The organism is Shewanella sp. UCD-KL12 (genome assembly GCF_001957125.1).
Lineage (GTDB): Bacteria > Pseudomonadota > Gammaproteobacteria > Enterobacterales > Shewanellaceae > Shewanella.
Genome location: NZ_MPHJ01000004.1, coordinates 183,386 through 210,000, shown reverse-complemented (window position 1 = coordinate 210,000; position 26,615 = coordinate 183,386). Strand labels below are relative to the sequence as shown.

Annotated in this window: 22 protein-coding genes; 10 read left to right on the top strand and 12 right to left on the bottom strand. The window is 39.6% G+C overall.

Annotation, left to right across the window (positions count from 1 at the left end; all coding sequences use genetic code 11):
- Positions 1 to 89: 89 nt before the first annotated feature.
- Entirely contained in the window at positions 90 to 401 is a 312-nt protein-coding gene (locus BM736_RS10135) for a monooxygenase (RefSeq protein ID WP_076411504.1), read from the bottom strand.
- Between the two features lie 150 nt (positions 402 to 551).
- On the opposite strand from BM736_RS10135, the gene BM736_RS10130 reads away from it, so the two are divergent.
- Complete coding sequence (locus BM736_RS10130) at positions 552 to 1,463, top strand: LysR family transcriptional regulator (RefSeq protein WP_076411502.1); 912 nt, start codon at positions 552 to 554, stop codon at positions 1,461 to 1,463.
- Between the two features lie 263 nt (positions 1,464 to 1,726).
- On the opposite strand, the gene BM736_RS10125 is transcribed toward BM736_RS10130, so the two are convergent.
- A complete protein-coding gene (locus BM736_RS10125) occupies positions 1,727 to 2,809 on the bottom strand; it encodes a PepSY domain-containing protein (RefSeq protein WP_076411500.1) in 1,083 nt (360 codons plus the stop codon).
- 344 nt (positions 2,810 to 3,153) lie between these two features.
- Here BM736_RS10125 and BM736_RS25145 point away from each other — a divergent pair, with 344 nt between their 5' ends.
- The 3 genes from BM736_RS25145 (at position 3,154) to BM736_RS10115 (ending at position 6,067) form a co-directional block, all read left to right on the top strand.
- Positions 3,154 to 3,330 (top strand): hypothetical protein, encoded by a 177-nt coding sequence (locus BM736_RS25145; RefSeq protein ID WP_179079037.1) that lies wholly within the window; start codon positions 3,154 to 3,156, stop codon positions 3,328 to 3,330.
- A 439-nt stretch (positions 3,331 to 3,769) separates the two neighbouring features.
- On the top strand, positions 3,770 to 4,303 hold the full coding sequence (locus tag BM736_RS10120) for a heme NO-binding domain-containing protein (protein WP_076411498.1): 534 nt from the start codon (positions 3,770 to 3,772) through the stop codon (positions 4,301 to 4,303).
- Between the two features lie 30 nt (positions 4,304 to 4,333).
- Positions 4,334 to 6,067, top strand: a complete 1,734-nt coding sequence (locus BM736_RS10115) for an ATP-binding protein (RefSeq protein ID WP_076411797.1) — start codon at positions 4,334 to 4,336, stop codon at positions 6,065 to 6,067.
- 219 nt (positions 6,068 to 6,286) lie between these two features.
- Here BM736_RS10115 and BM736_RS10110 read toward each other — a convergent pair whose 3' ends face one another.
- From BM736_RS10110 to BM736_RS10100, 3 genes are all read right to left on the bottom strand, one after another.
- Positions 6,287 to 7,471, bottom strand: a complete 1,185-nt coding sequence (locus BM736_RS10110) for an HNH endonuclease domain-containing protein (RefSeq protein WP_076411496.1) — start codon at positions 7,469 to 7,471, stop codon at positions 6,287 to 6,289.
- A complete protein-coding gene (locus BM736_RS10105) occupies positions 7,461 to 8,195 on the bottom strand; it encodes a bifunctional 2-polyprenyl-6-hydroxyphenol methylase/3-demethylubiquinol 3-O-methyltransferase UbiG (RefSeq protein ID WP_218638755.1) in 735 nt (244 codons plus the stop codon). The genes BM736_RS10110 and BM736_RS10105 overlap by 11 nt, the downstream gene beginning before the upstream one ends.
- A 234-nt stretch (positions 8,196 to 8,429) precedes the next feature.
- Complete coding sequence (locus BM736_RS10100) at positions 8,430 to 8,927, bottom strand: MarR family winged helix-turn-helix transcriptional regulator (RefSeq protein ID WP_083700032.1); 498 nt, start codon at positions 8,925 to 8,927, stop codon at positions 8,430 to 8,432.
- A gap of 353 nt (positions 8,928 to 9,280) precedes the next feature.
- Here BM736_RS10100 and hmgA point away from each other — a divergent pair, with 353 nt between their 5' ends.
- Positions 9,281 to 10,573, top strand: a complete 1,293-nt coding sequence (hmgA, locus tag BM736_RS10095; RefSeq protein ID WP_076411492.1) for a homogentisate 1,2-dioxygenase — start codon at positions 9,281 to 9,283, stop codon at positions 10,571 to 10,573.
- A gap of 332 nt (positions 10,574 to 10,905) precedes the next feature.
- Here hmgA and BM736_RS10090 read toward each other — a convergent pair whose 3' ends face one another.
- Positions 10,906 to 11,979: a DUF4124 domain-containing protein gene (locus BM736_RS10090; protein WP_076411490.1), complete on the bottom strand. Its 1,074-nt coding sequence runs from the start codon at positions 11,977 to 11,979 to the stop codon at positions 10,906 to 10,908.
- A gap of 297 nt (positions 11,980 to 12,276) precedes the next feature.
- Here BM736_RS10090 and BM736_RS10085 point away from each other — a divergent pair, with 297 nt between their 5' ends.
- On the top strand, positions 12,277 to 13,011 hold the full coding sequence (locus tag BM736_RS10085) for a hypothetical protein (RefSeq protein ID WP_083700029.1): 735 nt from the start codon (positions 12,277 to 12,279) through the stop codon (positions 13,009 to 13,011).
- A complete protein-coding gene (locus tag BM736_RS10080; RefSeq protein ID WP_076411488.1) occupies positions 13,011 to 14,858 on the top strand; it encodes an NADH:ubiquinone reductase (Na(+)-transporting) subunit F in 1,848 nt (615 codons plus the stop codon). The genes BM736_RS10085 and BM736_RS10080 overlap by 1 nt, the downstream gene beginning before the upstream one ends.
- A gap of 353 nt (positions 14,859 to 15,211) precedes the next feature.
- Here BM736_RS10080 and BM736_RS10075 read toward each other — a convergent pair whose 3' ends face one another.
- Both BM736_RS10075 and BM736_RS10070 read right to left on the bottom strand, forming a co-directional pair.
- The gene (locus BM736_RS10075) at positions 15,212 to 16,249 is read right to left on the bottom strand and encodes a porin (protein WP_076411790.1); all 1,038 of its coding nucleotides are present in this window, start codon (positions 16,247 to 16,249) and stop codon (positions 15,212 to 15,214) included.
- An 83-nt stretch (positions 16,250 to 16,332) separates the two neighbouring features.
- Positions 16,333 to 17,673 carry an FMN-binding protein gene (locus BM736_RS10070; RefSeq protein ID WP_076411486.1) on the bottom strand — a complete coding sequence of 447 codons (1,341 nt, stop codon included), beginning with the start codon at positions 17,671 to 17,673 and terminating at the stop codon, positions 16,333 to 16,335.
- Positions 17,674 to 18,011: 338 nt separating this feature from the next.
- Here BM736_RS10070 and BM736_RS10065 point away from each other — a divergent pair, with 338 nt between their 5' ends.
- The 3 genes from BM736_RS10065 (at position 18,012) to BM736_RS10055 (ending at position 21,888) form a co-directional block, all read left to right on the top strand.
- Complete coding sequence (locus BM736_RS10065) at positions 18,012 to 19,166, top strand: FAD:protein FMN transferase (RefSeq protein ID WP_256717777.1); 1,155 nt, start codon at positions 18,012 to 18,014, stop codon at positions 19,164 to 19,166.
- Between the two features lie 324 nt (positions 19,167 to 19,490).
- Positions 19,491 to 21,278, top strand: coding sequence for a PhnD/SsuA/transferrin family substrate-binding protein (locus BM736_RS10060; RefSeq protein WP_083700027.1), 1,788 nt, complete (start codon positions 19,491 to 19,493; stop codon positions 21,276 to 21,278).
- A 10-nt stretch (positions 21,279 to 21,288) separates the two neighbouring features.
- On the top strand, positions 21,289 to 21,888 hold the full coding sequence (locus tag BM736_RS10055) for a response regulator transcription factor (protein ID WP_076411484.1): 600 nt from the start codon (positions 21,289 to 21,291) through the stop codon (positions 21,886 to 21,888).
- A 42-nt stretch (positions 21,889 to 21,930) separates the two neighbouring features.
- Here the strand turns inward: BM736_RS10055 and BM736_RS10050 are convergent, their stop codons facing one another.
- From BM736_RS10050 to BM736_RS10035, 4 genes are read right to left on the bottom strand one after another with little or no spacing between them, the layout of a single operon-like run.
- Positions 21,931 to 23,907: an ATP-binding protein gene (locus tag BM736_RS10050; protein ID WP_076411482.1), complete on the bottom strand. Its 1,977-nt coding sequence runs from the start codon at positions 23,905 to 23,907 to the stop codon at positions 21,931 to 21,933.
- Positions 23,897 to 24,205, bottom strand: coding sequence for a hypothetical protein (locus BM736_RS10045; protein WP_076411480.1), 309 nt, complete (start codon positions 24,203 to 24,205; stop codon positions 23,897 to 23,899). Before BM736_RS10045 ends, BM736_RS10050 begins: the two co-directional genes overlap by 11 nt.
- A complete protein-coding gene (locus tag BM736_RS10040) occupies positions 24,198 to 25,409 on the bottom strand; it encodes an EAL domain-containing protein (protein WP_076411479.1) in 1,212 nt (403 codons plus the stop codon). Before BM736_RS10040 ends, BM736_RS10045 begins: the two co-directional genes overlap by 8 nt.
- A 5-nt stretch (positions 25,410 to 25,414) precedes the next feature.
- Positions 25,415 to 26,368 (bottom strand): helix-turn-helix transcriptional regulator, encoded by a 954-nt coding sequence (locus BM736_RS10035; protein ID WP_218638754.1) that lies wholly within the window; start codon positions 26,366 to 26,368, stop codon positions 25,415 to 25,417.
- Positions 26,369 to 26,615 lie beyond the last annotated feature (247 nt).

Genomic DNA, 26,615 nt, shown 5'->3' with positions numbered 1-26,615 from the left:
ACTCACTATTACTAACTGATATTCTTCTGCTTAAGCTATGTTGTTACTTAAGGTTCTGCTTTAAAAGTCTGCTTAAATAATTCGACTAGTTAAACTGGCAATAAAGGCGCCTGGTTAACTATCGATAAAGCAGTGTTTATGTCAAAAACAGTACCTTTAATATTCTCTATGCCCATCTTCTTTAAACGAGCGCTATGCATTTTTAAATAGTCCTGAGCACTGGACTCATCTTCAAATAGATAGATCCCACCACCAAGTTGTAAGGCTTCATTTTCAGTCCAAATTTTCCAAATCATCCCAGGCTCTTCATTAATGGACTTTGCCAGCTCAAGCATCTGCTCGGCCATCTCATCACCATAAGGACCAGTAAAATTAAAATCTACTTGTAGTAATTTCTTCATGTTACGTTTCCACCAACAACTGTTTATGTCTGAATTAAGAGTGGCGAATAGCATTATTTATTCGCTTCTCTCGCTTAAGTGCCATAATACCTGCACAGATTGAACATAAAAGTTCATAATATTGCGCATTACTGTGGGAAAAACTGACAGATGAGACTCAAAACAACACTAGAACAATGGTTAACCTTGTATGAGATAGATCGTGCCGGCAGTATTCAAGCGGCAGCAGTAACCCTTAACAAGAGTCACACCACGCTTATCTATTCAGTGAAGAAACTGGAGCAACAACTTGATGTTAGTTTGGTCGAGATAAAAGGCCGTAGAGCCGTACTGACTGATGACGGGAAATCGCTGCTACGACGAGCTGATTCAATGTTAGAGCAAGCCAGAGCACTGGAAGAGATGAGTACACAATTGGCTAAAGGCATTGAGTCTGAAATTACTGTCGCCATCGATCATTTATGCGACCGAAGTTGGTTGTATCACCCCATGGCCACGTTTTTAAAAGATAATAGCAACACCTCCATTCAAGTCGTCGAAACATCACTATCTAAAACATCTTCAATGGTCACAGATGAGCAAGCGGATATTTCTATTGTTACTTTACCTATCACCAACTTTCCTTGTGAAGCGTTTGGTATGGTGACTATGCAAGCCGTTGTAGCTAAGGACCACCCACTGGCCAAAAAAGAGGGATTATGTTTGGCGGACTTTACCACCCATTGCCAAATAGTAGTGAGAGATTTAGGCAGTGATTCCAAACAAGATGTAGGTTGGCTTAAAGCACAACAGCGCATTACGCTAGATAACTTTGATCACGCTTGGGAGGCCGTTGAACAAGGGGTTGGCTTTTGCCGTATGCCAGCACATCAACTAAAAAGCCGTGACGACAGTAAAATCTCAGTGTTAAAGTTAGAACATGCCGAACGCTATCAAGTCCCTATGCATTTAACGCTCCCCAAGGGGGTAAAAACAGGGCCAGCAGCAAAAAGTCTATTCGAAAAGCTGCTAGAAAATAGTCAACAGCGATCATCTCAACCGTCCACATATGATGACTCTTAATCGATTTCATATGAGTATAATCTTGGTAGGACGGTAGAGCATGAGCTAAGAGAATAAAGACAAGTACAAGGATAAGAGTCAGCCATTACTCATTTTGAAATCAGGTATTAGAGATTGAATTATTAAACTAGTGACTAGCATGAGCGCCGAGAGTTAACTAGATGCTCTACTTACGAAACGATTGAGTTCTTTAATTGATGGTGTTGTTAGTTAAAGGGCCATTTCACTTTTAGATGTGTAAATGGCCTTGCTACTACTTCAGGTTATGACGAAGCTGTTACCGCTGTCTCTTTTCTCACCTTCTTAGCTCTGCGTTCTAAAAACTCCTTTCTGACAAAAGTCAGTAAAGCGAAGGAGACCATAGCTGTACCCACGATAGAACTGATAACTAACATAAGCAGATACCAAGTTGGCATTCTTGCACCGTCATGTAAAAAGCGCGCGCTGTAGCTTAACTGCCTCGTAAAACTCCTTTGGCTAAAGGTTTGAGCTGTCACGAGTTTACCTGAAAGCAAGTCAATCTGAATCGTATCAGCTTGTAATAACCCCACTGGATTGGCTCCATTAAAGTTAAGTGAATAGATATAGCTGCCCTCTACTGGTTTACGTGGTTTAGACACAGAAACTAGCTCTGACTCTGGCCATATCTTTTGCGCAGCAAGAATTTGGGACTCCCAGTCATTGGCAAGCGCCTGGCTAAGTTTTGGCTGGTTTTCATCAAAGCTTGCAGCAGTTCTAACACCATAGGTAATGTAAGCGCCACTAATTGCCATGATTAACATAGGAATTGAAAAGATAAGCCCCAATTGAATGTGGCTCTTAATTAATGCACTGTTTTTACTATTTTTAGGTAAAGTATGCTTCCAACGAAAGCCGTTACGAATCAGCCACCATAGATATAGGCCGATAAACATAATAACTGTTGCCAAAATAGCGCTGATCGCATTGGCATGCTTACCCACATCCCCTAATTGAAAATTACGGTGGAACCAGAACATCCAACTTTGCAGAGAGTCTTTACTCTTTACCAGAGTTTCTATTTCATTAAATTCTGTGTCGAGAAATACAGATCCTTGACGAGAATGCGCATCGACATAGGGATACATCTTAGTCGGTAGTTTTACGCCGCTCGCATCTGGATATTGATCAAGCGCTTTAGACGCGAGTTCAGCTTTAAGCTCGTGATCTAGATTCTTGCTTATCTCAGCAAAAACTTGCCCCTTATTATCCATACGTTTAAGCAGATCTGCACCGCCTAAATATACCCCTGTCGTTAACACCACTAACATGATCAAACTGATAAAAAATCCAACCCAATTATGTACAAGCTTTAATATTTTGGTCATATCTATTTTTATAATTTACCCACAATGGCGCTAAGGTTAACAGTAATGATTCCTATTTCAATAGTTGGGGATGCATTTACAAAGTAAGGTTTTCAGGGCTTAGATGATAACCGTCACAACACAGACTATAGGGTGATATAAGGCACAATAGCTTGATAAAGAAACCAGCTTAAAACACTGAACATTAGAGACTTATATACAGAAGAGTTAATTTTTTAAAATTCAATTAAGGGATAGCTAAGCTAATCCTGCAATAATTACGAACATTCACTAAGTGCTGAAAATTATGTAAATCAACACATATTGAGTAAAGCAGGTCTGCAATACAGCCTTTAGGAAATGATATGAACCAGTTAGTTTTTATCGCGTTAGTTACTATGGTCGTGCTGATTGTGGCAACAATCATCATCATTCCAGTGACTAAACTCATGTTCAATGTTGCCGTCACCGTCGTCCCTTTTATCATTATTTCAATAGGGGCATATTTCATGTACCAACACCTTCTAAAGAGGAATAAATAATGAATACTGTCATCGTAATAACCACAATCATTTTCTTTGCAGTATTATTGACTTTGAGTTGCCGAAAAAAGAAGTAGATTTGTCATCGGCATGACAAAAGAGGCTTACATAGAAAATACAGTTTTAATCAAAACTTGGTATTTTCTATTTCGCCGGGCAAAGAAAGCTTTACGTTGTTAAGCTTAAAACCACTTCCCTTGTCCCTTCTTGCTCGTTGATTCACAAATAACAGGCACCGGTTAATCCAACCAATTTCACTGTTCCGTAACAGTAAAGCATGATCACCATACTTATCTGACTTTTAGCCCTTCCCATCACAAGTGCCCCTACGATTTAAAACATTCAAATGAATGAACCCACTCCTTATTGGTATCGATAACAGATTGTAAACAGTAATAAATTAGTCTACTTTTGTAATATAGAAACTAGGGAGTTTGTTATGAAAGGTATTTTATTTTCTGAGTTCATCGTACTGGTTGAAGACACATTTGGCTTAGAAATGTGTCAAGAGATGTTAGACCTCAATGACAACGAAGGTAATTATACGAGTGTTGGTAGCTATGATCATAAAGAACTTATCAAGCTAATCATGACGTTAAGCAAATTAACAAACATCCCCGTAGAAGAACTACAAGAAGTATATGGAGCAGCAGTTTTTAATCAGCTTTATCAAAGTATGCCAAGTCTAGAAGGCCAATCTAACACCACATTTGATTTCATTAAGAGTGTAGAAAACTATATACACATAGAAGTGAAAAAGTTATACCCCAATGCTAACCCGCCAAGGTTTAACTTCATCTCATCTTCTGAAACTGAATTAGTTATGGATTACATTTCAGTCCGCTGTCTATCTCATGTTTGTTTCGGGCTCATAAAGGGATGTGCAGCACACTTTAAAGAAGAGATTGAAATAAAGATGCACGCCATTAACAGTGATAATACTCATGTCAGGTTTCATTTAGCTCATTTATAAAATAGGTTTAATATGTCGAAACAAGGCCCAATGAGCCAAGACAAAGAGATAGAGCTTCTACAACGTAAACTCAAGCGAGTACAAGCGGCGAAAATTACCGCTGAGCAGTTATTGGAAAAAAAAAGTCGGGAGCTTTATCTCGCAAAACAATTAGTTGAAGACTCATTAGTTATCGTCAAACAGCAATCAGAAAAAGATATTACATTACTAAAATTCAAAGCTTATGTAGAGTCAATACTACTGGACTACCACCAGCTATTATTACAAAACCCATTATCCTCTCACCTCTTACAGGGGTTAGTTAATGATCTACAAGCAATAGAACAGATTAAAGGTGTTCATTTATCTATATTGACAGACGAATTAGGCAGTAAAAACAAAATTTTTTATGCTGGTGACGTAACAATATTGAATGGAGTTAAAACCAACTATAACCCGCTTGATCAAAAATCAAGATTAACCTGGTATGAAGATGGAAATATTGTGTTGGTATTCATTAGGGGGGAGCTTAAACAATTAGGGTATTTCTCTTTTCATCTAGACTCACCATTAAGCTGGCAAAAAACAATTGGCAAGCAGCTCATCTTATTTGCCGAGATGATCACAGCCTCTCATGAGAGACAAGCCTTACTTACCAAAACGATATCAGAAAAAAAACGAGCAGAACACTCTGAACAAGCGACGAAGAATTTTGTGGCCATGATCAACCATGAACTGAGAACGCCACTTAATGGAATACTCGGTTCTGTCGATCTAATAAAAGAGACTCAGTTAACACCATTCCAAAAGAAACTCCAAAAAACCATGACACAATCCGGCGAACTGCTGCGGGTTATTATCAATGATCTATTAGACTACAGTAAGATGAGTGCTGGAATGCTGCAGATAAATTCGCACGCCTTTTCACCACTTGAGATTTTCACAACAACTCAGAACGTTTTCTCCCTCAAAGCGGCTCAAAACAATATTGATTTTACTTTTAAGTATTTGACTTCACTTCCTATACAATTAAATGGTGATCCCGATAGAATTAAGCAAATATTAGTCAATTTAATTAGTAATGCGCTAAAGTTTACCGCTCAAGGAACGATAACCGTATCAGTTTGCTGGCAAGATAACAGATTGTCCTTCGCTGTTGCAGATACAGGCCAAGGGATCCCACATGATAAAATTGCAAGTCTCTACTCACCCTTTACGCAAGTTGATACAGCCAGTAATCGTCAATTTGAAGGAACGGGATTAGGATTAGCGATTTGTAAACAGCTTATTGAAATCATGCAGGGCGACATTGAACTAACCACCTCATTGGGTGAAGGTAGCTGTTTCAAAGTATCGTTACCTTTAACTATATCCACAGAAGCACCAGAGTTAACAAAACAACCAGCAACCCCCTTTCCTATCTCAACGTTGTCGGTACTTGTTGCTGAAGATAGCCAAACTAATCAAATGCTAATTGCGGCAATTCTGGAACGCTTAAATGTTACGGCACATATAGTCAGTAATGGACAAGATGCACTGCACTTTTTAAAAAATAGATCTGTTGATGTGATTCTTATGGACTGTCGTATGCCAATTATGGATGGTTTTGAAACAACAACTCAGCTGCGTGCTCAAGGTTATAAGAAACCTATCATTGCCTTAACGGCCAGTACTACAACCCTTGAAAGAGAAAGGTGCATCAGTTCAGGTATGGATGAAATAGTAAATAAACCCTACAAAAAAGCTGACATAGTTGAAGTACTAAACAAGTGGGGTAATAGATAACGACCAGCAACACAAAAGTTCATTTGCATTGTTAAACAATCTCAACATTTTCTGCTACTAATCTCGGTATACTTCACCCTGCTATTTACAATAATGTTTCTAAGCAGCCATCATTTTAAAGGTAAGATCATCAATTTAATATTTAAACAGCGGATACTTTTTTAAAGAAAATATTCCTTAAAATAATACTTTAATGTGAGTTCGTCATAAATAAGTGGTTCAAAAATCGGGTTGTTCTGGCGCAACAGCAATACTATTTTGATCAAATACCTCGAAGCTTTTCCCTTTCAACCAAAGCATTGAGCCATTGTGTGCTGCTTGCTTATAAGCCCATGTGGCAATGGCTTCAGTTCTATGTTGATCGCAGTTAAAATACGGCTGTAAACGTTCAGTCAGTTCTGAAGAATTTAGAATGATATTTTGTTCAAACCAACGATCTTTATGCTCCTCTGCTGCAAGATGATCACTCTTAGCCTTATTACATTTACCATGGGCTAAAACAAAATTATGGGCAAGATCATTTGGGTATCTAGCTCTTGGTATAAAGTGGTCAACCTCTGGCATCATTTTCTGTCTCGATCCTCGGCTTGTATCTGCAATTTCATTTTTAGTTATTGCTAGTTCATCTTCATTAATAGATTTATTACAATAAAAACATCGGCCTTTTTGTATATCATAAAGCACAGGTCTTGCCTTGAATAATGATTTACGGCTGCAGCCAAACAGAAAATCGGACAAATCACCTTGCCCACCAATCAAGGACTGGTTAGGCAATAAACTACATACTTTCTGTGTCCAATGGCTTCGAGCTAGTGATACCACTAGGTCATGAAAACGACGAAAACAATATGCGATATCAGGATTAAGTACAATCTGCTTATTATTACCAGTGTGGGGGTAAAAGTAGCATTCTTCTTTTCCTGCTAATAACTGTAATCGCCATAATGGCCCCTCTTTTAAGGTTCTACGGGTTTGACTCATTAACTTGCCCCAATTATCATTTTTCTTAAGCTGGGAAAGCGTTCTGATGCCTTGTTCACGGTAATAAGCGAGGTTGTTGATTAATGCCGATTGGCTACCTGAATTTTGAAGCAAGATTGTGGGGACCTGACACTTTTCACCTGACATGTAGGGCAAAGAATGTTGCCAGTATAGTTCGATAAATTTCTCGACCAACTCATCAATAATTATCACGTTTTGCTGTATGTTTTGCATACCGCTGGAATGAGACGAACTCCGAAATTTATTATTTATTGGCCGTTCAATACAGATATCAGCTAAAGCATGAAGCAATGCAAACTTATAGGTAGCATTGAATTCGCCTTCAACTAAGAGACGCTGTAAATAAGCGATAAAATTAACTTGTTTTTGTGCATCGACAACTTCAAAGTTATCACTGTTCATAGAATAGTTTCTGCTCTTCTGAACCACAATTATTGACATGTGATATCACAACGGTTTGCCATTGAACTTGATCACGGCCTAATTTGTCTTGTTCAAGCTGAGTGTGTTCAATCACAGTGAGTTCATTGTTTGAACATAGTGCTTGAAGCTCTTCAATACTAACCTTGTACATAATTCTCTCATCTCCACTACTTCCACTCCCCCTTTGATGCCTGAGTGTAATGATTAGCTTTCCATTAGGTGTTAATAACCCCTTTAATGAATTAATTGAATCGCTACGTTTACCTAGTGGGATATGCATCCAAACGGCGCTAAGTAAAATAAGGTCAAACTTTAAATTAACTGCTTTTGTTACTAATAAATAGGGGAGTGAATCATTGAGCCAAGTAACAGGTAGAGTATTTTTAGTGGTAATTTTCGATGTATTATTTTTACCTTGCTTCGCTAGCGAGTATGCAGGCTCAACAGCAAAAACTTGTATTAGGTTTTCATCTGTTGATAACTGTGCTAAAAATTTTGCGTCACGGCCAGAACCAGCTCCAATGTCTAGGATGCGACATACTAGCTTTGAACCTCGGATACTCTTTTTTAGTATTGGTAACCAAGCTTGATGAACCGCTTCAAACTGAGTTGAGTCATATTGTTCAGCTAGTTTAACGGCATGCTCATTGTAGAATCGAATATTTATTTCATGTGATGATTCACTTTTTATAGCTTTAGTCACGACCCTCTACCTTAGTTCGCTAAACCGATTCTTGATTAATGTGAACATAAAGGACGTTAACATACTGAAATAGATAAAAGAAAGTAATGTCACATTTTTTTGACCTATAACATATTAGCTTTTAATAGATTGGTGGGGCTCCATTTCAAGTTCACTAAAAGTTATAGAAGGGTTTAACGGAAAGAAATCATTTTATCCCTAAAACTATTACGCTAGATTATCGGTGTAGAGTGTTTAAGTTAATCTACTATCTAGCTTCTCAATTATCCGCATTAAGTCTCGGTACTCAGATGCAGTAATCGCATCTAACAGCCCTGCTTCCCACTCGAGTGCCTTTGGGGCGATTGATAGATAAAGCTGTTTGCCTTTAGGCGTTAACTCTAAAAGCGAAGCGCGTTTATCTTTTGAGTCTATCTGTTTTACCAAATAGCCTTTATCTAGCATCAGTTTAACTGCCCGTGAAACGGTAGATTTATCCATTGATGCCAGCACAGTTAACGCTTTTGCACTGATTCCTTGGTCTACATGGCTTAGTTTAGCATTGCCGCTATTCGGTTGTTGAGCCAAGTGAACGAGTATGCGCCATTCAGGAACAGTAAGGTTAAATTCAACCTGATACACCTCTGCAAACTTGTCACTCACGTTTTGCGCCAAGTTCACTAATCTATAGGGAAGAAACTGGTTTAAAGAAAGGCTTGAGTCATCTTGTTCAGCGGCGATATGTTGATTCATTGTCATTTACTCATAGTCATATTTACAGGATTATTTACAATCTCAAATCGACACAATCTATTCTCACATGAGAATAGATTATTGCAATAACTGTTTATCATTTAATTAGATTTGGCTTGGTAATCTACTAACACTTTTTTCGCACGTAAAAGCATACTGGTTTTAACTAGGTGAATATGCCTTAGAATGGACAGATTAAAGCTTGTAATTATTGCTTTACAATATGTCTGCTAAGTTGACACTTTTAACCATAAGCATTTTTAGTAAGAATCTATTCAAACTTGAAACTAGTCTCACTTGAGAGTAGTTTTATTGATAGAAGATAAGAATAATGCAAGGTAAAGGACGATAAGATGACAACTGAACTTGAATATATGCATGGTTTTGGTAACGAATTTGAAACTGAAGCACTACCAGGTGCCCTACCAGTAGGTCAATTTAGCCCGCAAAAAGTTAAGTATGATCTGTATGCAGAGCAGTTTAACGTCACCGCTTTTACCGCACCACGTAGTGATAATCGTCGTAACTGGTTCTACCGTATTCGCCCATCTGTCGTTCAAGGTGATTATGAAGCAATTGATAATGGCCTAATCCGCACAGCCCCAATTACTGAAGCTGTGACTCCGCCAACCATGTTCCGTTGGGATCCAGTTGACATACCAACGGATAGAACTGATTTTGTTGATGGATTAGTGACAATGGCCGCCAATGGTAGTGCTAATGGCCAAGCCGGTGTAGGCGTTCATATCTACTCGATCAACAGCTCGATGCATGATCGTTATTTCTATAATGCCGACGGTGAGATGCTGTTTGTGCCTGAACTTGGCGAGATAGTGTTAAACACCGAGTGTGGCAAGTTAGCAATAAAAGCTGGCGAAATCGCTGTGATTCCTCGTGGGATCAAATTTTCGGTTGAACTACTTACAGATGAAGCGCGTGGTTATATCTGTGAAAACTATGGCCATCCGTATGTATTGGCCGAGCGTGGACCTGTTGGTGCTAATGGTTTTGCTAATGACAGAGACTTTAAATACCCGGTTGCTCACTTTGAAGATAAAGAAGGAGATTTTGAGTTAATCGCTAAGTTTAATGGCAATATGTTCCGCTGTGATATTGGCCACTCTCCATTAGATGTTGTTGCTTGGACAGGAAACAGCGCCCCGTACAAGTATGACTTAGCCCGTTTTAATGTAATGAATACGGTGAGTTTCGATCATCCCGACCCATCGATTTTTACTGTACTCACCTCACCTTCTGGTACCCCAGGTGTGGCCAACCTTGATTTTGCAATCTTCCCGCCACGTTGGATGGTGGCAGAGAACACCTTTAGACCGCCTTATTACCATCGCAATATGATGAGTGAATTTATGGGGCTGATTGAAGGTGTATATGATGCTAAGGAGAAAGGCTTTGTACCTGGCGGTTCAAGTCTGCACAACTGTATGTCTCCGCACGGTCCTGAAGCGGATGTATTTGAAAAAGCATCCAATGCAGAGCTTGCACCGCAACGTTATGAAAACACCCTCGCCTTTATGTTTGAGTCTCGCTATATATTCTCGCCAACTAAATATGCACTAGAGGGTAAAGAGAGACAGCCAAACTATACCGATTGTTGGAGAACAATTAAGAAGAAGTTTGCAGTTTAAAGCTAAGAAGACGGCTTTGCCTGTTAGAGCAAAGATGATGGCCTTTGGTCTGATGGAGCTAAGGTGACGCTGCGCTAGACAGCTTATTTGCTAGATTGATTACTTTACCTGAACAAGATAAGAAGAGTTGCGCCAAGCCATTGCGGCGTTACTTTAGCCGGAATTCTTATTAGCCTGCGTGGAATTGGATTCTGAAATAAATTCAGAATGACAGACTAATTCACAATGACAGGCTAGTTCAGAATGACGGATCAATGCTAAATGACAAACCAACCCATAATGATATACCAATGCAAAATGACAGAGCTGTAGTGAATATTTCATGCAATGAATTAAAAAGATTGGCTGCGATAGCGCTTATTGTTTACCCAGTCAATCCAATCTGATTCTAGCTTTCTAATCCCACCAGGATATTGACCTAAAATCGAATTGACCTGTGCGTTTGGCTCACAGCGAGTATCAACAAGATGGGCCAGTAACAGCTTCATTGTTTGCTTGCCTTTACTGGTACTCATTAAATATTGCACTAATGAGTAAGACTGCGCATAGAGTAAGCTTTGTATACTACCGCTGTTCCAATGTTGTACTTTCGCACTAATTAAAGCGGTAAGATTAAGCTGAGTGCCCGATAAAATCTGTTGCCAATTTGGCGAAGCAAGTTTGGCAGCATGCCCTTGCATTTTTATCGCTGAAAAATATTCAGCCATGCCCTCATTAAACCAGCGTGGAGTGAGACCAAATAATCTCGCATTAAGCACGTGCACCGATTCATGAATAGAGGTTTGATGGGCCTGAGCATCATTTCGATACCACACAGCAGCGAGATTAAACTCTGAGATATAAAAGCCTTGGCTCTGACCCATACCTGGCGCATATTGTTGTACCAGCTTATGATAGCTCGCCCGATCTTTAGCCAATGTTAGATTGACCGTTGCTTCAGGTACACCTGAGCTTGGTAGGTAAAACTTATAGATTTCGCTTACTTTCTTAATCGCTGCGGTAACATTATCTCTATAAGAGACAGGAAAGCTTCCCCCAGTCGATTTAAGGTTTAACTCAAAGCCATATTGGGTATCGTGATAATCAGTTAACTCTGCTTGGTACTGCTGACTCTGCCTTGGGTTATCACTAAAGTGCATCTGCCCTTTGTCATCAACCCAAGTGTAGATCTCAGAAGCGCCTTTTGAGGTTGGGCTATTTTCAATTTGATTTGCGTTTTCTGGACCACAGCCTTTGAGAGTTTTCAAAATAGCAGAGTGCTGTTCGGCTAACTTCTCTTGTTGTGTTAGCGGCTTGCTCGTTTGCTCGATTTCACTTAGCTGTTCACTCTTTTCAAGACCATTTGCATTTTGTGGCATTAGAAGCGCTGTTGAAATAAAAAACACGCTAGCGGCAGGTTTAATCATCTTATATCACTCCTTGATAGTCATTTTAGATTACCGCGAATAGATGTTAGGTCGCAACTTGATTCAGCTAAGTAGCTTTTTATGAATAGCTTAATAAAGACTGTAAGATCATTAGTACAAATATTAGTAATTTAAAAAGAAGGTTGTGAGTGAAGTAAGGAGATCTGTTACATTATTGCATCAATGTTTTAAGTGGCTATTGCGATGACTCCCCCTATGCCGATGGTTCTAGCATAGCAATAGCTGGTTATTCCCATTACGCCACTTTAGCTGCAACGATCACGAGAGATAATAACAATGAACTTATTAAAAATAAGTCGTAAAACCCATAAATGGTTGATGCTTTTTCTTGGCGTCCAGTTTGTGATCTGGTCAGTATCGGGTGCCTATATGGTGATATTCGATATCAACTATATACACGGTAATAGTTTGGTTGAAAATAATCAGACTAAGATCTCCCCAAGTCACGTTAACTACTCTCTTAACGAACTCATACAAGCATACCCTCAAGCCAAACAGCTATCGCTTGGTGTGTTTGTTGATCGCCCTGTATATCGGTTTAAACATGAAGATAAGCGTTTTATGCTAGATGCAGGCTCAGGAGAGTTGTTATCCCCTATTGATAAAGCCGCTGCAATCTTGATGGCAAGTTCAGAATATACAGGTAGTGGAAAAATCAGTTCCGCAGAGTTATTCACATCCAGTTCAAGCAAGCTTCCCTCAGAATTAAGTAAAGGTTACTTGCCCGCATGGCGGATAAATTTTGATGATTTTGGTAGCCCCTCACTGTATATCTCCGCACGTACTGGTGAGTTAGTCACTAAGCGTCATGAGTTCTGGCGCACCTTTGATCTTATGTTCTCGCTACATGTGATGGACTATAAAGAGCAAGATATCAGTAACTGGTTACTCTTTTTCTTTGTCACATTCTCGTTAGCCGCATCAGTACTCGGTTTAATACTGACTTACTACAGGATTTTTAAATCCGATTCACTCGATACCCAAGGTAAGCAACCAAAGGAGATGCGCTAATGTCTCTCATAAAAGTTTGTCATAAATGGCTGTCTTTGTTGGTTGGCTTACAACTACTTATCTGGATTGGAACCGGCTTGTTTTTTAATGTTATGGATCATGAGAAGGCAAAAGGTACCAAGTACCTTATAAAGCAAGACAAGGTCGATGTTTCTCTGAGTCAGCTTATTGAGCCTCAAAAAGTGTTAAACAGCTTTCCACTCGCAGTGAGTCTAGAGCAGGTTAATTTATTAGCGAAACCTTACTATCTACTTACCCATACAAAAGGCCTGTATAAACATTTTAAAAATGAATACACCTTAGTTGATGCAAAAACGGGCAAGCAAGTTGTGATTAAGCAGGCGTTAGCCAATGCCATCGCGCTGAGCTCCTATTCTGGGCCTGGGGAAATTACCTCAACGGTTAAGCTGCTCCCTCCTCATGAGGATAGACTCAAAGAAAAAAATCCACTTTGGCGGGTAAACTTTGACGATGCTATCAATACGAGTGTCTATATCGACGCAGGCTCAGGCAGGCTGATAGGCCATGCAAATGATGATAAGCGGATCATCGATCTCGTGTTTATGCTGCACTTTATGGATTATGCACAAGAGCGAAGCTTTAATAATATTCAAATCATTATATTCGCTATATTTACCCTGTTTTTTGCTTTAACCGGTTTTATCTGGGTTATTGAATCAGCGTTTAATGGCAAATATAAACTCAGCGCAATTTTCACAAACCTAGCGACAACTAGGCCAGTAGAGATATTCAATAAAAATGGCAAACAAGTAGAAACGCTTGACATGTCTAGCCATGAAAACTTACTAGATAGCTTGTTAAATCATGGCATTGCTCTGCCCTCAACCTGTGCTGGTGGCGGTACGTGTGGCAGGTGCAAAATACAAACAACGGAAGATGTTATAGCAACCTCTGCCGACATCGCACATTTCACTGCAGATGAAATAGCCTCGGGTTTTCGACTCGCTTGCCAGCATAGTAGCGATGAGTTACAAGCTTTGACCTTGCTTGATGTAACTCAGGCTTCCAACCATCAATTAAAACTGATGAGTAGTGAGTTTATTAGTCCCTATATTAAAGAGCTTAAGTTTATAGCCTTAAATGAGCAAGCCATTGAATTTAAAGCTGGTGCATATATGCGTTTCTTTATTCCTGCAGCAAAAGGGGTGTCTGTTCCGGTGAACTTACCACCAGAGTTAATGCATCACTGGCAAGATGTACTTGAGCAAGAGTATGACCATTTAGCTTGTAGTCGTAACTATTCGTTAGCTAACGGTGATGGGAAGAGCAATGAGCTTGTTTTTACTATTAAAATCCAAACATCACCTAACAGCAAGGTAACCCCAGGTATTGGCTCAAGTTACATCTGTAATCTGGCCGAAGGCCAAACCATAGAAGCTGTCGGGCCGTTTGAAGAGTTTTTTGCCGTAGAAGGCTCTAACTCACCTATGGTCTTAATTGGTGCAGGGTCTGGCATGGCACCGCTTAAAGCATTAATAGAGGAGCAGTTGATAAAGCTCAATAGCAAGCGCCCTATTCACTTCTATTTTGGCGCCAGAACCCAAGTTGATCTGATCTACGCTACACAATTTGAAGCCTTAGCTGCTCGTTATGAGAATTTCACCTATAACCCTGTACTGTCGAGAACAGATGAACATTGGCCAGGAAGCACTGGTTACGTGCAAGATAAAATTGCCGATGACTTTAAAACGTTATCAAAGCATGGCGCTATTTCAGAGTTTGAGTTTTACCTCTGCGGCCCTACTGCCATGATGAATTCATCAATAGAGTTCTTGAGAGCTAAAGGCGTGGATAACACTCAAATCGCCTTTGATGATTTTTCTTAATGAGTACAAGATACATTTAAACTCAAAGCGGGATCCCGGATCAAGTTCATGATGAACTAAGTTCGTCATTCCGGCGTGCTTTTGGCCGGAATCTATTCTTGTATGTTATAAGCTGGATCCTGAAACTAGTTCAGGATGACCTAAGTATGTCATTCCGGTGTGCTTTTAGCCGGAATCTATTCTTGTATGGTATATGCTGGATTCTGAAACTAGTTCAGGATGACGGTAGTGAGTGAAAGGTGACACAGGATTAATGAGGAAAGTAAATAAGGGGGGCACTTCCTTGTGCGGCTCTGCAGGGAGCACTAATCCAAGCAGGGATATTTTAACTATCGGCTTCTAACATAGAAAAATTAGAAGTCGTAACGCATACCTAAGCTGATGATAGTGTCATCAAAATCATCATGTTGCTTAACATCAAATTGGCCAATTTCAGTATGCAGGCGTGTAGATTTTGACAAACGATACTCGGCGCCTACTGCCCAAGTGGTTACTTCTGGCGCCTCAGTTAAGGTTTCACCAATTGAGTCATAGATTTTGCCAGCAATGCGACCAGTACCTGAGTCATCTTGGCCGTATTGGGCTTTAAGTGTGAGATTATCAATTTTATATTTAGCACTAACAATAAAACCTGCACCGTCTCGTTGCTCCCAACCAGTTTTTCCTTCATTGACCATCTCTGAAGCCTGATACATTGTGCCAAGCATTAAGTAATCTATCTTAACTTGTGCTACTGCGCGGAAACCTTTGATATCTTCAACACCATCCGTGTAAGCACCTGCTAGGTACACATTTCCAGATTTAAAGTGTTTGTCACCATAAGTGATCGCCAATTGGTAGTTACCATTTTCTTTACGTTGATCGCCATCTTGGTAGTAGTTATCTTCCATCAAATAACTTGCACCAAACTGCAAATTATTCCATTTGGCAGATTTATACTCAAAAGAGTCGCCCCAACGCTTGTCCCCTGCAAACAAACGGTCATGTTTTAACGAATACATGTCCATGGCATCGGCGCCGCCTTTTGCCATTTTAAATACTGGGTCGATACGGCCAAATGCTAGCTGTCCAGCACTTGCATGCTTAAGACCGATAAATGTAGGGCGTGCTGAAAAAGGGTTGCTGCCTTTGTCTTGTGAACCACCATTAACGCCAACCTCAATCTGATAAAAAAGATCAAGATCAGTAGCGAGCTCTGATGCGCCTTTAATGCCCAGTCTGCTCCAGTTATTCTCTAGCACCATGCCACTTTTACCATTGTGAGTCGCGGAGCCACTATCTGAGCTAGTTATGGAGTAATCGATACGGCCATAAAAGCGATAGTCATCAGCCAATAGTTGCGGTGAGGCCAGTAAAGCTGCAGTTAAAAAGCTTAGTTGGAATTTGTTCATCATCATCTCTCTTAAATTTTATAATAATTCAAAGCTGTATAACCGCGTAGCATATTGAGGCTTAGCACTACGCGGCGTTTTAATTAGATAGGTTTGCTATGCGTTGAGATAACGCCATCTTGTTTCATCTGCTTGTAAAGCAGTTCGGCTTGATTTAGGTAGATATCCCAAGAGTTTGAGCGCTTAGTAAATCCAGTCGCAGCGTAGCTTCCGGTGTCGCCAGTGGCAGGTAGGTCATTGATATCAAATAGTGAGCCACCCTCTTGCAGGTGAACGTTGAGCGCATCAACCATGACGTTAAATCCGATACGCGCAGGCTCTACATAGTTAATTGAAGCGTACTTAGATTGGCGATAGAATTTCTTCAGCGATGCATCTTTGATTGATGATTTTTCGTCTGCAAAGATTTCATCGTAATAGGCTTTTGTAATTGCTTTGGTATTAGTATCAACCACTAAACGTAAAACAGATGTCACACCGGTCCAATTGCCTTTTGCATCAAGTAGTTTTTCAGCATTTTGGTAGAACTTTAAGCTTGTGCCTTCACCGTTAATTTGATTGTGTATTTTGGCGGTCAATGGGATCATAGACTGCTGAATACTGTTGGAAGCACCCGCTACGACATCGATATCAGCATACTTTAAACGGTTAGGTTGTTTTAGCTTGTTTCGAAGCGCTGGATCATAATCAGGATTGAGTTCAAAGGTTAACTTGTCTTGCTCTACTATCAATTTTTCCATGGTTAGCGCAGATTGTACCCAAGCCGTCCCCTTTTTCTTACCCATAGAGAAGTTGTATTCAGACATACGTTTTGGCACATCTTGATACATGCGGGTGTAATAGTTAGGGCGTCCACTTTCATTAAATTCAGCTAATATCACATCACTTGGATTTGCACTGTCTAACACGACAGCCATACTGCCCATGTGACCTTGTCTGAACCTTGCTTCTTCATAGTAGTAGTCACCGATTATCAAGCCTAATTGCGGTTGAATTGACCACTTCAGTTTAAAGTCGTCGCTACTTGAGTCATCCTTAGAGCCAACAGCTACATATTCAGGCTGTGTACCATCTGTTCTTGGTAGCGAGTTGATCGCTTTTAAAATGCCATTTGATGAAAACGTTGCGCCGGAAACGGCATCTATGCCTTCGTGGCCATTGTTTGTCACAATTTTTGCTAGCAAACGCTCTGCATTTAAAAATAGTGATTCCGTTTCATTATGGGATTTAGTGGTGATATCTGTAATTTTGCCATCTGCTACTTGAACATTCAGCGTAATAACGCTTTTTTTACCTTTGGCACTCACTTCATGTGTCCCATCAAGGTATTTGCCTGCCGGCGCTGTCGTTGTTGCACAGCCTACAATCGCTAAAGCGACTCCAGTACAAATTAAACTTTTTCTTAATGTAATAAGTGATCTCATCCAACCCGCCTTAATTATGTTCTTAACTTGTGGCTAAGAATAACCAAGCTGGAAATTGCGACAATGACGGAAAACCGAAGGTTTTGTGCTTTGTTTTAGAATGTTTGATCTAGTTAACAATATCTGACCATTTATTACTAAATAAATGCTCACCATGTTATCTATTAAAATAACGAACTAACCGAACGTTGGTATTAACTGATTTAATAGATACCAAGTTATAGGTTCACGATTAAGTTAAACGCCATGGCAATACAAAGGTAAACATATAAAGCCAAACATATAAATATAGTAAATCGCACCTATTTATATATAACTATTAAAGTAATGGATATAAAATGAGATACCTTTATAAAACGTCTAGTTTTGTCCTTTGTGCAGTATCGGCAATGCTATTATCAAGTTCAGCCGCAGCTAAGCACATAAGCTCTGAGCCTCACTATGAAGCAAAAACAGAAATATTTGAGCCCTATCGGTGCGATGGTAATGCACTGATAAGTGAAAATCAGGGTGTGATTAGCCTAAATACGCTTAAGTATTTTGGTACATCGATTACGATAGACCTCTATGATGCACAGACGAGTGAAGGGAAAGTGGCGCTCTGCAACGCATTGAATGTCATTCAAAAATATCATTACCATGCATCAAACTACAGTACATATCCAAATATTGTGAATGTAAAATCCATCAACAATGACCCGGCAACACGCCATACAATTTCTTCTGAATTAACTGAAATATTGGCTGCTAGTATCGAGTGGTATGGGCTAAGTGATGGCTACTTTAATATCGCGCTCTCACCTGTAATTGATGTGTGGCGAACATACAGAAACAACTGTAATAAAAAGGGAATATGTAAGCTGCCAAGTGATCTTGAGTTAACTAAGGCTGCTCAATATACCAAAATCTCTGACATTAATTTAGATACTGAAAACAATACGATTTCAATGAAAGCTGGCATGAGTATTGACTTAGGGGGGATAGCAAAAGGCTGGATGGCTGAAAAAGTGTATGAGCAACTCAAGTCTGATGGAATGACCTCATTTATGATCAATGCTGGTGGCAATATTCGGCACTTTGGCAGGCACCCTGAGGGGCGAGAATTTGCTACAGCTATTGAAGACCCACTATGTAAAAAATCCGATTATCAACTAGAACGATGTCAAACACCGTCAGGTTTATATCATGAAATTATCAAAGGTGAAGATCTGACCATCGTTTCAAGTGGTAACTATTTAAACTACTTTACGGTTGATGGAAAAGATTACCATCACATTATCAATCCGAAAACACTATACCCTAAAGAAGATGGCATCTCAGTTTCTACAATACTTAAATCAAAGCAGATATGCGCCGATGTGATATCTACAGCATTATTTTTAATGCCTATAGAGCAAGCTATTACTTTCGCAGATGAAAACCAATATATAAAATCTGTATGGTATTTGGATGAGGACGGTAACAAACGGTTTAGTCATAACTTTAATGACTAGATTAATTAAGTTTACACGAACAATTAAATATAGGAAATCGATGGTGCTTACATAAACATATTATTTGGAAAAGTTATTAATGACTAACTTAATAACTAATGATTAATAACCAACGCTTAATATCTAATGCTTAGTAATTAAATTGATACCTAGCTTGATAAATCTGAGCATTATAAACGAGTGATAAGATTATTATACTTCGGTTTTCCGTAATGTCTTTAACACTGTGAAGCTAGTCATAAACTACTAGCTTCACGCCTCTATTCGTCTAGAATGAACAGTATAATTGCCCTACCCGTAAAGCACTGCTGATCACATAACATTATGAATATAATCTCACCTATTTTTTGCGTGCTATTGGCTGTTAGCTTTTGCTTTTGCTTTTGCTTTTCAAGTTCCTCGTATTCTGCAGAACCTGTTCGTATCGGTGCACTTGCTTTTGCCTCTCCAGATGCAGTGAGTCATAGATGGCAGCCAACTTTTGACAGAGTATCTGAACAAACGGGGCTCACCTTTGACTTAATTCCGCTTACGCCGACACAGCTCAACGAGTATGTCGCAAATAAGAAACTGGATTTCATTATAGGGAATGCGTTAACAACGGTTGAATTTAAAAAAGATTTTGGCGTGAGTCAGCTACTTACATTGGTTCCAGATCATCATGAACGGCCTGAGCGCGCAGTGGGCTCAGCCCTTATTACTCGCGCCAATGTAAAAGTGGATAACTTCTCAGATCTTAAACATCTCACTGTTATCTCATCAGATCCGAAGGCTTTTGGCGGTTTTCAGATCATGGCTGGTGAGATGGCAAACCATGAACTCAACCCTTTTAATGACTTAGGCAAGTTAACTTTTGTCGGCTTTCCTCAAAGCAAACTACTCAATCTATTAATTGATGGTACTGCGGATGTGGCCATTTTGCCTACTTGTGTACTTGAAGCTGCAGTCAAAGATAATGAAATCGCGCCTGGTGTGCTAAAAGTGGTACTCAGCACACCCCATAAAGATTTTGAGTGTCAGTCATCTAGCCGACTTTATCCCTCTTATGCGCTGTCTAAATTAGGCCATGTAGACCATAAACTTGCGACCCAAATTGTCGCAGCAATGTTAACCATAAAAGCCTCTGATAAAGCAGCGGCGAAGGGGCGTTATCAATATTGGTCAGCCCCAGTTAATGATAGCCATGTGTTCCACCTGCTTAAGCAACTTAATCAATGGCCATTTGTGACTAATTGGGACAGGTTAGTTAAAGATGCTGTGCCTTGGACGTTCGCTATATTTTTGGCTTTGCTTCTAGGATATTTACACCATTTAAGAGTGAAACGACTTGTAGTGTTGCGAACCCGCGCACTGTCAGATGAGATGGAGCAACATAAAAATACGCAAAAGACCCTGTTTGAGCAGCAGAAACAGTTTTATAAGGCTCAACGTGTGCTATTAACTGGTGAAATGGCATCTGGTATCGCTCATGAGCTTAATCAACCTCTCGCTGGTATTCGATATCTAACACAAGGGTGTATTTATCGTATTACAGATGAACAACTTGAGTTAAAAACGGCACTAGAGAAGACAATCCAACAGGTTGACCGAGCTCAAAGCACCATCAAACGTTTCAGACAGTTTTGTCATCAGTCGAGTCAATTTGAACGCTGTGATATAACAAGCTTGATTGAAGATGTTTTAAAACTGATGCAGCCAGATTTCAATCGCTTATCTATTAGTCCATCACTCCATTTTGCTAAGATAGAGATAGAGGCTGATGTCAGCTTATTACAGCAAGTATTAGTCAATTTGATTAGAAACGCTTTAGATGCAATGGAGACCGTATCTGCTGCAAAACTGTCAATCACAGTAAAAGAGTTAGATAAGCAGGCAGTGATCACTATTCAAGACAATGGTATTGGCTTATCAGATCAAGCGTTAGAACGTTTATTCTTTCCATTTGAAACCACAAAAGAGCATGGTTTAGGCCTTGGTATGGTGGTATGTAAGCGAATTATTGAAGAACATGGGGGAGTGATCAATGCCTCTAACAAACCCATAGATCAACTCGGTAACCTAACCAAGGGGTTAGTCATATCGATCCATCTTCCTATGAAAGCACGCACTTAGGAGCGAACTTATGTGTAATATCTATCTGGTCGATGACGATCAAGACGTACTAGACTCATTAGGTTGGATGCTAGATGGGCTAAACCTTTCAACTAAAGGCTTTCTTAGCGCCGACAGTTTCCTAAGCAGCGTTGATATTGAACAAGCCGGGATAGCCATTTTAGATATTCAAATGCCTGGAATGGATGGCATCGCCTTACTAAACCATATCAAAAAACACAAAAGCCCTATGAGCATTATCATGTTAACTGGCCATGGCACTATTGCTATGGCAGTAAATACGATACAACAAGGGGCGATGGACTTTTTAGAGAAGCCTGTTGACGGTGACAAGCTTAAAATTTTACTAGAAAAAGCCAAGCAAATAACCGAAGACAATTTTAATACACAGTCCAAGCTAAACAGCTTAGAAGATAAAGTGAATAGTCTGACAAGCCGTGAAACTCAGGTAATGACACAAGTGTTAGAGGGTAAACTCAATAAAGTGATCGCCGCTGATTTGAATGTTGGACAGCGCACAATTGAGCTGCATAGACAAAAGGTGATGCAAAAAATGGCAGTGAATAACGTTGCTGAACTGGCGTATTTAATGGCTAAGTCGAGGGAGTAAAAATTGACTCCCTCTTAGGTCTAATACCTTGTTATGTTTATCTCATGCTAGTTTTTGTTTTAGATCCAGCAGCTGCAAAAAAACATCGATATTGAGTGGTTTCTGTAAATATGCGATATCTGGGTAGGCCTCTGCATTTGGGATCTCACTTTTATCATTAGCTGACAAGATAAAGTAATGGACTTGGTGAATTTGCTTCTTTTTCATCTTAGAAATTAACGTTAACCCATCTGTATTACCTAAGCGATAGTCCATAACAACAATGTTTGGCTGTAATTGAGAGAACTCAGTTAACGCTGATACATCATCAGCTTTTACACTGACATTAAACCCTTCATTTTGTAAAATATTACTGCAGACCTCTAGGTTAAACCGGTTATCGTCAACCAATAGTAGCGAGCTGTGTGCTAGTGAAGGAGGTAGAGGGCTAACATGTTCATTATTACTCCTTTGCTCACCCATCACTGACGCTTTATTATTGGTAATACCGTTTCCAGTTAATGAAGCATTGAAACCATCAGCTCTGTGATTGACACGTTCGATGGGGTGATACGGGAAGCGGAACACAACTAAGGTTCCTCTATTCTCAGCGCTGCGTATTCGAATACTCCCGCCAACATCTTCGATGACTCGCTTACAGGTATATAGACCTATCCCGATCCCCGACTGATCGTTGTGCCCTAACTCAGAACCGGTATTAAAGGGCTGGGTGATGGCTTTCATTGAGCCTGCTGACATCCCCTTTCCTGAATCTTTAACCGCCACACGTATAAAGTGTTGCAGCCTTGATGATTTTAAACTGATATCAAAGATCACTTCAGGGCCTGAGCTGTACTTAAACGCGTTATTGATAAAGTTAGTGGTTAGCTGAAAAAACTTAGTGCTGTCTAGCAACATTGAGTCGGGTAAGGCGCCATGATGTTGCATAACCAAGCGCTTTGAATGTATCTGACTGAAGGCTTGATAATATTCATCAATGTTTTTTAGTTCATTGAATAGATCAACCTCTTTGTTTTCAAGTTTAAGGTGGCCAGCCACTGATTTGGAAAAGTTGAGGGTATTTTCTGCAACACTATTAAGGAGATTGGCAGACCAAATAATTTTATCTAACGTTGCACGTCCAGATAGATCACAGTAGTCACTATTTTTAAGCATATTACTGTACCCCAAAACAGCATTTATTGGGGTTCGGATCTCATGGTTAATGGTTGATAAAAGCGCTATTTTAGAGTTAGTTTGTATGGCAAGTTGCGCCATGTGAAGATGGTTACGCACTTTTAAATATAGGAGTACTGAGATAGTAAAACCCATAGCCATAATTAACAGTACCAACACAAAAACTTCATAAGTTTCTTTCTTAGGTGCCCAATACCTGACATTAAGATTGTACTGCTGAGCATACTCAGGAATTGCGATAATATCGGCGCCACTATAGCTAAACAGCGATGAAAGCCAGCTGATACTTGGGTTTAAGCAGTTACTATTTTCGAAGGTAATATTATCTAGCGTGAGCTGAACGCAAACGCCGCTATGGCTATCAATTCGTTGCTGTACTCGCTCATGAGAGATTGCGTAAACCAGATAGGGCATATTGGGCTCATCAATATGAAACAATATCGTAGAGTATCCACGCATTTCGTAGAAATCATCACCCTCGTTTTCTACAAACTCTCCGCTCATAATATCTGATTTAAAACTGGGATCTGACACATATCTGAGGGTGTTTCTGTCATTTAAGGTAAAAGCCACTGCCGATTTTATCTTTAATAACTCTTCAGAAAAAAGGTTAAATTCTTCGGGCGTGACAATTGCCGAAGCATCGAAGAAGGACTTTAATGCGTTCAACATTATCTTATGTTGCAACATCATGTCGTAGGCTGAACTAAAGACTAGGTCAGCCTTGCGCTGATAATCATCTTCAAACTCATTATAGGAGTGATTGAGTAAGATAAGGATCACCATAAGTGTTGAGATAAACCCAATCACAATACTTAATAGTGCAGACGCATTAAATTTCACCTTGAATAACCTTTACTTCATTTTTTAACATAGAGATATTTAATAGCAGCTCTTGTTTATTCGCCGTTTTTTGAAAAACAGGTTCATTGTGAAGACTTAAATAGCTGCATATTCCCTTTAACTGATGGGAAAGAGATGACAAACCATGTCGCTCTGATGCATCTAACATTTCAGCTTGTTCAAATAAAAGGTCGAGCTCTTCACTGAGAATGCTAAATAGCTGAAACCGCTTATCTGCGTGCTGATGATCAAAAAATGCCGCTATCTTTTTTCTGACTCTATCGCTCTGACTATCCATAGTTCTCCTTAGTGCAACCGTAGTTTTCAACCCATGACGTGACATACCGGCCCTCTATGGGTGGACTAAAATAGTAGCCCTGTGCAACCTCGCAACCCAAACGCTTAAGCAGCCTTAATACACTTAAGGTTTCGACTCCTTCCGCAACCACTGTAACCTTGAGCTTTTTAGCCAGTGCAATTGTAGATTCGACGATGGCAAGGTGTTTTGCATTCCTATCGAGATCTGAAATGAAATCTTTATCAATTTTTATCTCATCAAAGGGGATATTATCCAGCCTGTCGAAAGTGGAGTAGCTTTTACCAAAGTCATCGAGAGAGATAATGATGTCATTGATGATTAATTTTGCTATTGAGCGAAGTGCCAAATCTTGATCGATTGTTTCTTGTGTTTCGGTGAGCTCAAGCACTAGCGTAATATTTGGAAGGCTATGCTTTTTATCAATCACATATTCGATAAACGCTTCATTTAATAGATCTTGTGCACTGATATTCACTGACAATGAAAATGGTTGGAGTTGAGGACAAAGCTCCCATTGGCTCAGTGCTTGATCAATCACGAGTTGAGAAAAGTGGCAATTAAGCCCAGCTTCACTAATTAAGGGGATAAATCTATCTGGGTAGATAAAGCCGTCACCTTGAATGCATAACCTGGATAAGGCTTCAAACCCAACAATAGCCTGACTTGCAATATCGATTTTAGGTTGATAGCACAATATCAAGTTGTCTTGATTAAGCAGCTCACTAATATGCCCATGACGGATGGTATCTGTGTCATTTAGGTAAGATGACTTAGGCGCCTTATATTTAAGGGCCGTTAACAGGGTAAACAGTTGGCTGATATCAACTGGTTTTTGAAACACACCAACTAAGTTTAAATTAAAGCTTTTGGTAATATTACTGATAAGCTCTAAGGTCCTCACATCAGAACTACTTACAACCGCTAATGGGATCCCGCAGCAGGTTCTACAGGTCGCCATATGGTTAATAATCGCAAGGCCATCACCGTTATCCATTTTCAGATCGGCAATAACCAGATCATAGGGACAAAATACCGCTTGTTCACTTAGCATTAGCAGCTCTATGGCACTGTTGCCACAGTCAGCTTCGGTAAATGTTAAACTATGATCCTGCATCAGGACTTCAAATTCTGCTTTAATACTTTCACGGATAAATCGTTGATCATCCACAATAAGAATATTCATCTTGATTACTTTCCTTTAACGCTTACAGCTAAAACTTTGCTAAGCTTGGACGGTGAAATTACGGATAACTTCAATAAAAAACTGTTTGCCATCACTTCTGAACGACTAATTAGAAAAGAAGTTATATCGACTTTCTTCTTAGTTTCGCTTATCGACTTCACCTTAAATGGAACAAGTTTGGCTCGATTAAGCTTTTTGTTGAATACGTCATCACAAGTACTAATCGCTAAATATGTAAGCTGCTTTACTCTTACAAAATAGTTCATGTAAATAGACATTAAGCTGTTTTCAATTTGAGTCGTAGCACCCGCAGAAGACAGAACTAACACCGCATTTGACCGGCCAACTCCCTGGGCTTGGGTCATTTCTTGTAATGATATTTTAAAGTTAAGTAACTCGAGTACTTGCTGAGAAGTCGTTTCAATAAATAAGCAGTGACCAACAATCTGTCCACCAAATGCACTGGCAACACTAATGTTGAGATCACTAAGCTGTTCCCGCTTAGCGTCTATCTGCTCTAAAGATAAACAAGGATTACCTTCATATTGTAAAATCATTGCTAAGATCAGATGGAAACAAGGATGTTTGTTGTTGATATCTTTAATGATGTATTCATCGTTACTGTAGTAAGGGTGGGAGGATTTTCGTTTATTAATCGGTAAGGCCAATAGCTTAGTGCACTCATTAAGAAACTCATTATCTTTGCCATATATATCCACAAGTTCATGGTTATAAAGCTCAACAATTTCGGCTTGTTTAGCCAGAGAAGGGATGTTCACTCCCCGCTCCCAACGACTGACTGTGATCGTATCAAGGTTATAAAAAAGGCTACTTTGCTCTCTTAAATGCAGGCATAACTGCTCTTGAGAAAGATCATTATGTTGTCGAGTATTTCTTAAAAAAATTGAGAACACGTGGCTATCTTTATCATTTGCGCAGCAGTAAGCTGTAGAGCTCATATCGTGTTCCATTGGTTTTACTAATATTTTCCAGTAGTTCTAAATATTCATCTTTATTGATCCCATCAATACGCTCCGGATGCATTTCGGTGTACAGAATCCACATACGATGGAGGTTTCCGACAAAAAATAGTCCCGTTACCTGTTCATCGACCATAATGCCCTACCCGTTTTAGCTCTACATTGTTAAATTTTCTAACAACTGAGTCTAAAACATTCTAATCAAGGGCGACATTGGCAAGTTCAT

Coding starts and splice junctions, on each gene's coding strand:
- BM736_RS10035 (WP_218638754.1), bottom strand. CDS start 26,368: ATGAGCTCTACAGCTTACTGCTGCGCAAATGATAAAGATAGCCACGTG.
- BM736_RS10110 (WP_076411496.1), bottom strand. CDS start 7,471: ATGAACAGTGATAACTTTGAAGTTGTCGATGCACAAAAACAAGTTAAT.
- BM736_RS10055 (WP_076411484.1), top strand. CDS start 21,289: ATGTGTAATATCTATCTGGTCGATGACGATCAAGACGTACTAGACTCA.
- BM736_RS10075 (WP_076411790.1), bottom strand. CDS start 16,249: ATGAACAAATTCCAACTAAGCTTTTTAACTGCAGCTTTACTGGCCTCA.
- BM736_RS25145 (WP_179079037.1), top strand. CDS start 3,154: ATGAACCAGTTAGTTTTTATCGCGTTAGTTACTATGGTCGTGCTGATT.
- BM736_RS10130 (WP_076411502.1), top strand. CDS start 552: ATGAGACTCAAAACAACACTAGAACAATGGTTAACCTTGTATGAGATA.
- BM736_RS10065 (WP_256717777.1), top strand. CDS start 18,012: ATGAGATACCTTTATAAAACGTCTAGTTTTGTCCTTTGTGCAGTATCG.
- BM736_RS10060 (WP_083700027.1), top strand. CDS start 19,491: ATGAATATAATCTCACCTATTTTTTGCGTGCTATTGGCTGTTAGCTTT.
- BM736_RS10080 (WP_076411488.1), top strand. CDS start 13,011: ATGTCTCTCATAAAAGTTTGTCATAAATGGCTGTCTTTGTTGGTTGGC.
- BM736_RS10135 (WP_076411504.1), bottom strand. CDS start 401: ATGAAGAAATTACTACAAGTAGATTTTAATTTTACTGGTCCTTATGGT.
- BM736_RS10115 (WP_076411797.1), top strand. CDS start 4,334: ATGAGCCAAGACAAAGAGATAGAGCTTCTACAACGTAAACTCAAGCGA.
- BM736_RS10085 (WP_083700029.1), top strand. CDS start 12,277: ATGAACTTATTAAAAATAAGTCGTAAAACCCATAAATGGTTGATGCTT.
- BM736_RS10100 (WP_083700032.1), bottom strand. CDS start 8,927: ATGAATCAACATATCGCCGCTGAACAAGATGACTCAAGCCTTTCTTTA.
- BM736_RS10090 (WP_076411490.1), bottom strand. CDS start 11,979: ATGATTAAACCTGCCGCTAGCGTGTTTTTTATTTCAACAGCGCTTCTA.
- BM736_RS10120 (WP_076411498.1), top strand. CDS start 3,770: ATGAAAGGTATTTTATTTTCTGAGTTCATCGTACTGGTTGAAGACACA.
- BM736_RS10125 (WP_076411500.1), bottom strand. CDS start 2,809: ATGACCAAAATATTAAAGCTTGTACATAATTGGGTTGGATTTTTTATC.
- BM736_RS10040 (WP_076411479.1), bottom strand. CDS start 25,409: ATGAATATTCTTATTGTGGATGATCAACGATTTATCCGTGAAAGTATT.
- BM736_RS10070 (WP_076411486.1), bottom strand. CDS start 17,673: ATGAGATCACTTATTACATTAAGAAAAAGTTTAATTTGTACTGGAGTC.
- hmgA (WP_076411492.1), top strand. CDS start 9,281: ATGACAACTGAACTTGAATATATGCATGGTTTTGGTAACGAATTTGAA.
- BM736_RS10045 (WP_076411480.1), bottom strand. CDS start 24,205: ATGGATAGTCAGAGCGATAGAGTCAGAAAAAAGATAGCGGCATTTTTT.